The 9568-nt window shown below is 59.1% G+C and carries 6 protein-coding genes; 1 reads left to right on the top strand and 5 read right to left on the bottom strand.

Annotation, left to right across the window (positions count from 1 at the left end; all coding sequences use genetic code 11):
- The 5 genes from HMPREF0178_RS13705 to thiM all read right to left on the bottom strand — a co-directional run.
- On the bottom strand, nt 1-247 hold a 247-nt coding region (locus HMPREF0178_RS13705; RefSeq protein WP_009368637.1), incomplete at its 3' end, for a UxaA family hydrolase.
- Nucleotides 248-440: 193 nt separating this feature from the next.
- Entirely contained in the window at nt 441-2420 is a 1980-nt protein-coding gene (locus tag HMPREF0178_RS13700) for a tripartite tricarboxylate transporter permease (RefSeq protein WP_009368636.1), read from the bottom strand.
- A gap of 56 nt (nt 2421-2476) precedes the next feature.
- Nucleotides 2477-3433: a tripartite tricarboxylate transporter substrate binding protein gene (locus HMPREF0178_RS13695; protein ID WP_009368635.1), complete on the bottom strand. Its 957-nt coding sequence runs from the start codon at nt 3431-3433 to the stop codon at nt 2477-2479.
- A gap of 755 nt (nt 3434-4188) precedes the next feature.
- On the bottom strand, nt 4189-5100 hold the full coding sequence (locus HMPREF0178_RS13690) for a formate dehydrogenase accessory protein FdhE (protein ID WP_009368634.1): 912 nt from the start codon (nt 5098-5100) through the stop codon (nt 4189-4191).
- A 484-nt stretch (nt 5101-5584) separates the two neighbouring features.
- On the bottom strand, nt 5585-6421 hold the full coding sequence (gene thiM, locus HMPREF0178_RS13685) for a hydroxyethylthiazole kinase (RefSeq protein WP_009368633.1): 837 nt from the start codon (nt 6419-6421) through the stop codon (nt 5585-5587).
- A gap of 588 nt (nt 6422-7009) precedes the next feature.
- On the opposite strand from thiM, the gene fdnG reads away from it, so the two are divergent.
- A partial coding sequence (gene fdnG / locus HMPREF0178_RS13675; RefSeq protein ID WP_083832521.1) for a formate dehydrogenase-N subunit alpha occupies nt 7010-9568 on the top strand: 2559 nt, incomplete at its 3' end.

The following is a 9568-nucleotide window of genomic DNA, read 5'->3' as shown; positions in this document are numbered from 1 at the left end:
TGCTGCCCTGACGGATGGGTTTGACAACCTTCCCGATATCGGTGCCGTACTTGAAGACGGTATCGCCGACATTCAAATCCTTGAGTGCGATCTTGTGTCCGATCGGAATATCATCGAGGACCTTGAACGTAATGGTCTTGTCCTCTTTCATGATCCAGCCAGTCAGTTCCTGACCGGCCTTCACGCCTTCCACGGTGATGACGCCGACGCTGTCGCCGTCTTCATGAACCAGAAATTGCACTGACATGATTGCCTCCTAGGGTTTGGTTCAAATGCGAATCTTCTGTATTATGTCTTATATAAGACTGTCAAGTAAACAACTGATCCTTTCCATGCGAACGTTTTAATATAGATAAATCTATACTTTCTAAAACGTGTCAGGCCAGGGGTTAAGAACGGATTATGAATGTTTCACGGAAACAGGCAACGGACACGGCAGGCTAAAGGAACATCCCCTCAGGTACCGGAACGTTGAGCAGCAGCGTAAAGCCCGCCCATACCAGCAAGCTGAAGCCGATCGCAAATACGATCGCCGTTTGAGCAAGACGCGGCAGGCCGCGGCTGTGATCGCCGAGGATGAGCGTGGAGCCAGCGATGAACCCCATCGTGGTGACGAGGAAGCCGAACACCGGAATAAGCACGGCGTAGCACAAAGAGGTCGCGCAGATGATGCCGATCTTGCACCACGCCACAGCCTCACCGCCTTCGGGTTCGGCGGCCTCACGGGAGCGGCGCCACAACCCCTTGCCGACGAAATACGCTCCGCCCGCGCCGATCAGCATGGTCAGCACTTCGGGAAAGACACGGCTGACCCCTTCCAGACCTTCGTACTGGACAAGGAAGGCGGCGGCGATGGCGAGGAAACCAATCCCCGCGAACAGATCCGTCTTCCAGCCGGGACGGGGGCCTTCAGGAAGCAGAGCGGCGTGCTTACGGTTACGCAGCTTGAGCAGAAACGGCGTCAGCAACGACAAGAGCAGCGCGGCAATGAGCACCTTATTGATCGAGCCTTCGAACATGACGGACATCAGGCCACCGTCCACCGAACGGGACAAGTCCACGCTCTTTCCAAGGTTCTCCTCGATCATCGGCCCAAGGATAACGCCAAGGGCCATTGCACCGGTGTCCATGCCCACCTTGCCGCCAAAGAACCCGACGAGCCCGAAGGCGAGCACCACCCATATATCCACCAGGCTGTTGCTGATGGCGTAGGCCCCGATGAAGGCCAACACCACGATGCCGATGGCGACCAGCGTAAGCCGGATGCTCAGAAGGCGCGCCATACATTGGCACAGCACGAAGCCGACGGGGATCATCAGCAGGTTCACCGCGAACTGGGACATGATGAACGTATAGGCCAGATCTCCGGATGCGGTGAATATCTTGAATCCCGGCTGGATGCCGTGGGCCATGAGCGCCCCGAGGATAACCGCCGCCACCGCGCTGCCGGGGATACCGAGGGTCAGCATGGGGATGAGCGAGCCGCCGATGACCGCATTGTTCGCGCTTTCAGAGGCGGCGACACCCTCAAGGCTCCCCTTGCCATAGCGGGAAGGGTCCTTGTCCCACCGCTTGGACTCGTTGTAGGAGATGATCGAAGCGATTTCGCCTCCCGCGCCGGGAAGCATCCCGATCCACGTCCCGAGCACGGAAGACCGGACGAGGATCGTCTTGCAATGGGCGGCAAGATACCGGAACACCTTGCCGAACGCCCCCTTGTGAGGGTGGTACTCCGCAATGAAGCTCTTGTCCGTACCGATGAGGTACAGTACTTGCGAGAATGAGAACAGGCCGATCATGCAGGGTATTACGGACACGCCCTGCAAGAGGTCATAGGTCCCGAAGGTGAAGCGGGGCGCGCCGGTGTTGGGGTCGAGCCCGATGGTGGAAACCAAGATGCCCACCGCGCCGGAAACGATACCTTTGCCCATGTTGTCCGGGGTCATCACCGCGATGGTGGAGAGCCCGAAGAGACACAGCCAAAAACTTTCCGGCCCGCCGAACTGGAGCGCGAACCGCGCCAGCGAGCCGCCAAGGCAGAGCAGGAACAGCGTGCCCACAATGCCCCCGAAGGCCGAGGACAGAAGCGACGTGTACAGCCCGAGATCCGCCCTCCCCTTCTGGCACAGCGGCCAGCCGTCGAACGTGGTCGCCACGGAGGAAGGCGTGCCCGGCGTGCAGATGAGAATGGCCGAGTTCGCGCCGCCATAGATGGCCCCAGCGTATATCGCGCCGAGCATGATCAGGCCGCTGGTCGGGTTCATGGCGAACGTGGCCGGGACCATGAGCGCCACCCCCATGGTGGCGGAGAGCCCCGGAAGCGCCCCGATGATGATCCCGCCTGTGAGGCCCGCGATCATCAGGATGATGTTCAACGGCTCAAACAGGTGGAGAGTGGCCGGCAAAATGAATTCTGTCATGCGAAACGTCCTTTCGAAGCGGTGCAGCCCTCCGCTCCCCTAGGGGAGCGGAAGCACTATTTCTTGAGCAGCCCTGCTGCGGAAAGGGCCTCTTGAGCGGTCGCCTGCTGCCCGGCGATGTAGGCCGCAAAAGCTTCGCCGTCCATGTATTCGGCGGGCTGCCCGGCCTTCTTCATATCGGCCAGATACTCAGGATCTTCGCAAATCTTCTTGAAGAGCACCCGCAAGGCGTCGAGCTCGGCGGGCTTGATGCCCTTGGGCGCGGCAAAACAGCGGCGGATGTCGGACACCATGTCGATGCCCGCTTCGCGCAGCGTCGGGACGTCGGGCAGGAAGTCATTGCGCTTTTCGGCGGCGACATTGAGCACCCGGAATTCGTCGATGGAACGCATCACATCGTTGATGTTTCCGAAAATCATGTCGATTTCCCCACCGAGCAGCGCCGCGTTCTGGTCTGCGGCACCCTTGTAGAATACACTGGTCAGCTTGGCGTCGGGATACTTTTTGCCGTAGTCGAGGAACATCAGATGGTGGCCCGACAGAGGGCCGACGAGTCCGACGCGGATCTTGCCGGGATTTTTACGAGCTGCGGCGATGATTTCGCTGGTCGACTGGTAGGGGCTGTCCTTGCGGACGGCGATGCACTGGGGATCGTTGACGACCTGACAAATGTACTTGAAGCTGTCAGGGGTGAACTGGGCGTTCTGCGCCAGCGGCTGGAGGATGATGTGGGGGACGTTCAGGCCGCCGATGGTGTAGCCGTCCGGGCGGGCCTTGGCTATTTCCGTGAACCCGATGATGCCTCCCGCACCGGGCTTGTACACGAACACCCACGGCTGCGGCGCATACTTATTCCAGTACTTCTGCATAATCCGAGCCTGCACGTCGCTCGAACCGCCCGCAGTGAAGGCGATGATCATGTTAATAGGTTTCTCGGGATAGGCCGCCGCTGCGGGCATAGCCAGCACCCCCAGCAGACACAACGCCGTACGCAAACAGGACAACAGTTTCATAGAGGCTCTCCTTACTTGTCGGTGATACAACACTCCTGACGCTGTATGACAACGCGCCGTTCCCTGAGCGGGCCATCCTTGAAGCGGTATCAGTTTCAAGAACGCCATTCACGGGGAAACATGATTCCCCGTGGGGTCGCGGGTGGTTCCTTCCGAATCCCGATGTTCCGCCTCCTTTAAGGCCGAGATACTCCGGTTCGGCGCGTATTGTCCCTCTCACTGTGAATCTTTTGTAAGATGTCTTATATAAGATTGTCAAGTGAAAAAGAACACAGATTACCATTTAAATATATAATCATTTGAAATTGAATATTCTTTTTCTCTAAAAAGAAACTACTCACCCCCGTGGCATCGATTGTCCTGGTGAGTACCCTGAAGAGATCGGCACTTCAGCACACTCAGTTTCTTTTTTTCACAAGACAGAACGTCAAAGCGGATTCACTTTGAAACGCCGTTAGAGCGGATTGTACCTCGCTCAAAGCATCATCCGAAGAAAAGCTTGAGCTGCCCCTGCACACTCCAACGCCCTGCCGGATATCCATCCGGCACCAACTGCCTATCCCGTGTAAATAATTACAATAAATACTGCAGGAAACGGATATGCCCTTGTTATGGAGCTACGCGAAACCGCCTCCGGACAAGGAGGCCGGGCCCACCCCGCGCCGTTTCATACGCCACTCGGCTAAAACAAAAAAAGCCGTCCCCGCCTATTGGCATGGGACGGCCCGTATTTCACGAGGCGAAACGCAAAGTGCTTATAGCCCCCATTCCGAAGGCGCGACCCGGTGGAAATCTTCGTTCTGGGCGGCGATGTCGAGGGGAAGGGATTCGAGATCGTCCAGCGCGGGGATGCTCGCCCGGCCGAAAAATTCTCGGAAGTCGGCTATCTTGATATAGCTCTTGCACGAGCGGCAGACATGCACCTGGTACCCCGGTTCGTTTTCCGTCGTGAAATAGTCCAGTTTCTTGGCATCTTCCTCAAGACAGAACGGGCATTGGATGCGCTTGGCCCGGAACGTCGTCCGGCAGTACGAACACGTATGCATCCGCTTTCCGCCCTTGTTGATGTCCCTGCCCTCGTTGCGCGACTGCTCCGGGCCGCTCAGATGCCCGATGAAAGCCGGGCTCCCGCATACCGGACAGTGCCCATGCTGCCAAACGTCGTTTTGCGGGTAGGCGGCGGAAAGTGCTTCGCCCGCCGCTTCGAGCCACGGCTCCATGCTGTTGTACACAAGGAACGGCAGCAAATTGGGCGCGTCGGGCGCTTCCTTGGCCCATGCCTCAAAGGGCTCGGCGTTTTCCAGCATGTAGGCGCGGAACAGTTCTTCGGGCCGGATGTCGCCCCGGATCAGCTTATCCCGGACAAGCTGCGCAGTCGTGCGGAGCTGCGGCAGGGATTCCGCCACTTCCAGGATAGCGCGGAAAAGCTTCTCGGCCCCCTCCGCATCGACGGGGAATTGCTCCCTGGCCAGCAGCGGGGCCCCCTGCCGATGCTCCAAATCGCCGCAGACCAAAGCCGGATCGACGGAAACCGCCAACGAAGCCTTCACCTCACCTTGCAGGCGGCATACGGCCTTTACGAGTTCCAAAAGTTCCTGCGGAAACCACGTTTTATCCTCAAGTGCCGTGAATTTCTTCACCAATCTGTCGTTCTTCGACGCTTCCATCTATCCTCCCGTGCACGGGCGCTGGGCCGGCACCTCAAGAATGCATACGAAAAGACGAGGCCCAAGAGGGGCACCCGCCGCTGATCAACTTCATCCATAACGGCCCAACGGTGTCAGCGCAAGACGTTTTGGCACTCTCCTTTATCCAAGCGCCGGGATCACCTCGTCAAAACGTCCCCGGATCGCCCAACCATGAGCCATATACAGGCACACACGAAAAAACTCTTTCTCACCCGCGTCTGAAAAAGCCCCCTTCCCAGCGGCGGAGGGCTCAATCCTTCCCTAATCGTTCAAGTGTTCCTTGAAGAAAAAGCCTTTTCACCCCAAAAGGAGTTGCGGGGCGATCCCATCGCCTATCGGAATAAGAAGCCGCACAGACGGCAAAACCCGACTCCAGCCCGAAGGATACCGCCGCATGGAGGCCGCACATTCTCCTCTGCGCTGACCCACGGGATACAAAGGGCCTCCCCTGCTCTGCGAAGCCTCAGATACGCAGCCGTTCCGCCTTGCTTCTGTGGGTCAGCGTCGTCCCGTCCAGCTTGCTCATGGCGTCCATCAGGAGGACACGGTACGTCCCCGAACCTCCGTCCACAGACAGCAGTTTCTCATACGCCAGCTCCCCGCAAATCCCCATGGCCGACATGGCGCAGACGCAGGACGGCAAAAGCGCCTGCGGGTCGGCTCCCACGCAGCAGCCGATGACCCCCGCCGACATGCAGCCCGTCCCCGTGATGTTGGCCATCATGGGATGCCCGTTACGGATGGCCCATGCTTCATGGCTGTCCGCGACAATATCAATGGGGCCGCTGATCACGATGGCCGCGCCAGTCTGGGCGCTGACCTTCCGGGCAAGATCCGTGTGCCAGCTCAGATTGCCTTCCGTACTCAGGGCGTCAAGGTTCGCATCCACCCCCTTGGTTGTGCCGATCCCTTCCGCCAGATACGCGATTTCCGAAATATTGCCTTTAATGACGTCAAAACGGACTTCCCGGAGCAACATCGCTGCTGTTTCATTGCGAAAACGGGAAGCCCCCACGCCCACGGGATCGAATACCACGGGGCGGCCCAGCCTGTTGGCCTCCTTCCCCGCCGCCAGCATGGATTGTACCGTCCGCTCGCTGAGCGTGCCTATGTTCAGCACCAGCGCGGAGCAATGCCCGACGATCTGCTCCACTTCACGCAAATCATCGGCCATGATGGGCGAACCGCCCAAAGCCAGCGTCATGTTGGCACAATCATTGACCGTGACATAATTGGTAATAAAATGCACCAGCGGCCTTTTTTGCCGCACGGCGCTCAGTATATTTTCAAAGGGGTTCATCCTTCAGCCTTCCTTTCCTCATCGGCGGGATATCTCTTCAAGCACGCGGCCCAACCATACAGGGCCGTTTTCACCAGACCTCGGCAACCGGCTCCCGGACACCGGCCCGTACAGCGGAAAACCGCCGACCCATCAGAGCCTTTTCAGCGCCTTTTTTCCATGCCGGAAAACCTTGCCTTCAGACGCGAGGCATCCCATGATTTGGTCATCATGTCTATGCCATTCACTCCCCCCTACGCAACCGAGAATGCCCGGGCCTTGCCTGTCCGCCATCCATGTTGCCCATACCATTCAGGCCATAACCCTGGGCGTTTCACTGTAGGGAACCCATTACATTTCGCCAAGACGCCTCCTCCCGTTTTACGGGAAAACCGCCTTTTTCTTCCCCTTATTTTCCGCTTTACAAAGGAATATTTCCACAAGCCCCTTTTTCTCCGAAACAGGATTGACACAAGGCCCATGCTGGACTAGCAGTAGGGTATCTGTAACCAAATCATGCAATGATTTAAACTATATATGCTTACACGAGCATATATCGGCATTCCTGCGGCGGAACCACTGTTTCCGCCCAATATCGGGAGGATCACCATGAGCGTATCACGCCGAGGCTTTCTGAAGTTCGGTCTTGGGGCCGCGCTGGCGGGCGCCGTTTCCGGGCTCGGATTCAACTTGCGCCCCGCTTTCGCGCAGGCCAAGGAATTCAAACTCAAGTGGACGAAACAGACCACGTCCATCTGCTGTTACTGTGCCGTGGGCTGCGGGCTCATCGTCAGCACCAGCACGTCTGACAACCCGCTCGGCAAAGGCCGCGCCATCAACGTCGAAGGCGATCCGGATCACCCGATCAACGAGGGCTCCCTCTGTCCCAAGGGCGCGTCCACGTGGCAGCTTACCGTCAACGATCAGCGCCCCAAGAAGCCACTTTACCGCGCCCCCCACGCCACCGAATGGAAAGAAGTGGAATGGGAATGGGCGATGGAAGAAATCGCCAAGCGCGTGAAGGAAAGCCGCGACAAGTCGTTCACGGAAAAGAACGACAAGGGCCAGCTCGTCAACCGCACCGAAGCCATGGCTTCGTTCGGTTCCGCCGCTATGGACAACGAGGAGTGCTGGGCCTATCAGTCCATCCTCCGCAGCCTCGGCCTGGTGTATATCGAACACCAGGCGCGTCTCTGACACAGCGCCACTGTTACGGCTCTGGCAGAGTCGTTCGGACGCGGTGCAATGACGAATCACTGGAACGATTTGGCGAACAGTGATTGTATCCTCATCATGGGCAGCAATCCTGCCGAAAACCATCCCATTTCCTTCAAATGGGTGCTCAAGGCTCAGGATAAGGGCGCGAAGGTCGTCAGCGTCGACCCGCGCTTCACCCACTCTTCGAGCAAGGCCGACTTCTATGTCCAGCTTCGCGTGGGCACGGACATCGCCTTCCTCGGCGGGATGATCAACTATATCCTGAACAACGACAAATACTTCAAGCAGTACGTCATCGACAGCACCAACGGCCCCACGGTCGTCGGCGAGCAGTTCGGGTTCAGCGACGGCCTCTTCTCCGGCTTCAACGCCGACAAGAAGAGCTACGATAAAAAAACGTGGGCGTTCGAAATGGACGCCAACGGCGTTCCCGTGCGCGACGAGACGCTCACGCATCCCCGTTGCGTCTTGCAGCTTCTCAAGAAGCACTACGACCGCTACACGCTCGACAAGGTGTCCGAGACCACCGGAACGCCCAAGGAAGACCTCCTGCGCGTCTATGAAACCTTCGCGTCCACCGGTGCGCCCGACAAGGCCGGGACCATCATGTACGCGATGGGCTGGACCCAGAAAAGCGTGGGTGTGCAGAACATCCGCGCCATGTCCATCATCCAGCTCCTGCTCGGCAACATCGGCGTGGCGGGCGGCGGCGTCAACGCGCTGCGCGGAGAATCCAACGTACAGGGTTCCACCGACCAGGCGCTCCTCGCGGACATCTGGCCAGGCTACCTGCCCGTGCCCACTTCCACGCTGACGACCCTCGCGGACTACAACGCCACCACGCCCAAGACCAACGATCCCAAGAGCGTGAACTGGTGGGGCAACCGGCCCAAGTACACGGCGAGCTTCCTCATGTCGCTCTATCCCGGCGTGACGCCCGATGTGGCCTACAGCTACGTCCCGCGCCTCGACGCCGACAAGAAGCGGACCGACTACATGTGGATGTCCATCTTTGACCGCATGGTCGAAGGCAAGCTCGACGGCCTGTTCGCCTGGGGCATGAACCCCGCCTGCTCCGGCCCGAACGCCAACAAAAGCCGCGGGGCTATGGAAAAGCTCAAGTGGCTGGTGAACGTCAACCTGTTCGACAACGAAACCGGTTCGTTCTGGCGCGGCCCCGGCAAGGACCCGACCCAGATCGCCACGGAAGTCTTCTTCCTGCCCTGCTGCACGTCCATTGAAAAGGAAGGCTCCATCGCCAACTCAGGCCGCTGGATGCAGTGGCGCTATGCCGGCCCCGACCGTTACGGCGAAACCAAGCCCGACGGCGATATCATGGTCGAAATGATGCTCGCCATCCGCAAACTCTATAAGGAGCAGGGCGGCGCCTTCCCCGAACCGATCCTTGGCCTCGGCATCGACAAGTGGATGGAAGGGCACGAGTTCTCGCCCGCCAACACCGCCAAGGTCATGAACGGCTACTTCCTGCGCGACGTGACCATCGGCGGCAAGCAGTACAAGGCCGGGCATCAGGTCCCCGCCTTCGCCATGCTGCAGGCCGACGGCTCCACTGCCAGCGGCAACTGGCTGCACACGGGCTCGTGGACGGACGAGGGCAACATGATGGCCCGCCGCGACAAAACGCAGACGCCTGAGCAGGAAAAGATCGGCCTGTTCCCGAACTGGTCCTACGCATGGCCCATGAACCGCCGCATCATCTACAACCGCGCCTCCGTGGACAAGCAGGGCCGCCCGTGGAACCCGGACAAGCCGGTCATCCAGTGGCGTGACGGCAAATGGGTCGGCGACGTGGTGGACGGCGGCGGCGATCCCGGCACCAAATACCCCTTCATCATGCAGAAGGACGGCCAGGGCGCGCTCTTCGGGCCGGGCCGCGAAGACGGGCCGCTCCCCGAGTTCTACGAACCGATGGAATCGCCCTTCGAGAAG

Origin of the sequence: Bilophila sp. 4_1_30 (assembly GCF_000224655.1) — a bacterium.
GTDB classification, from domain to species: domain Bacteria; phylum Desulfobacterota; class Desulfovibrionia; order Desulfovibrionales; family Desulfovibrionaceae; genus Bilophila; species Bilophila wadsworthia.
Note: the sequence above shows the minus strand (reverse complement) of the source record. Positions and strands in the feature narration are given on the sequence as shown.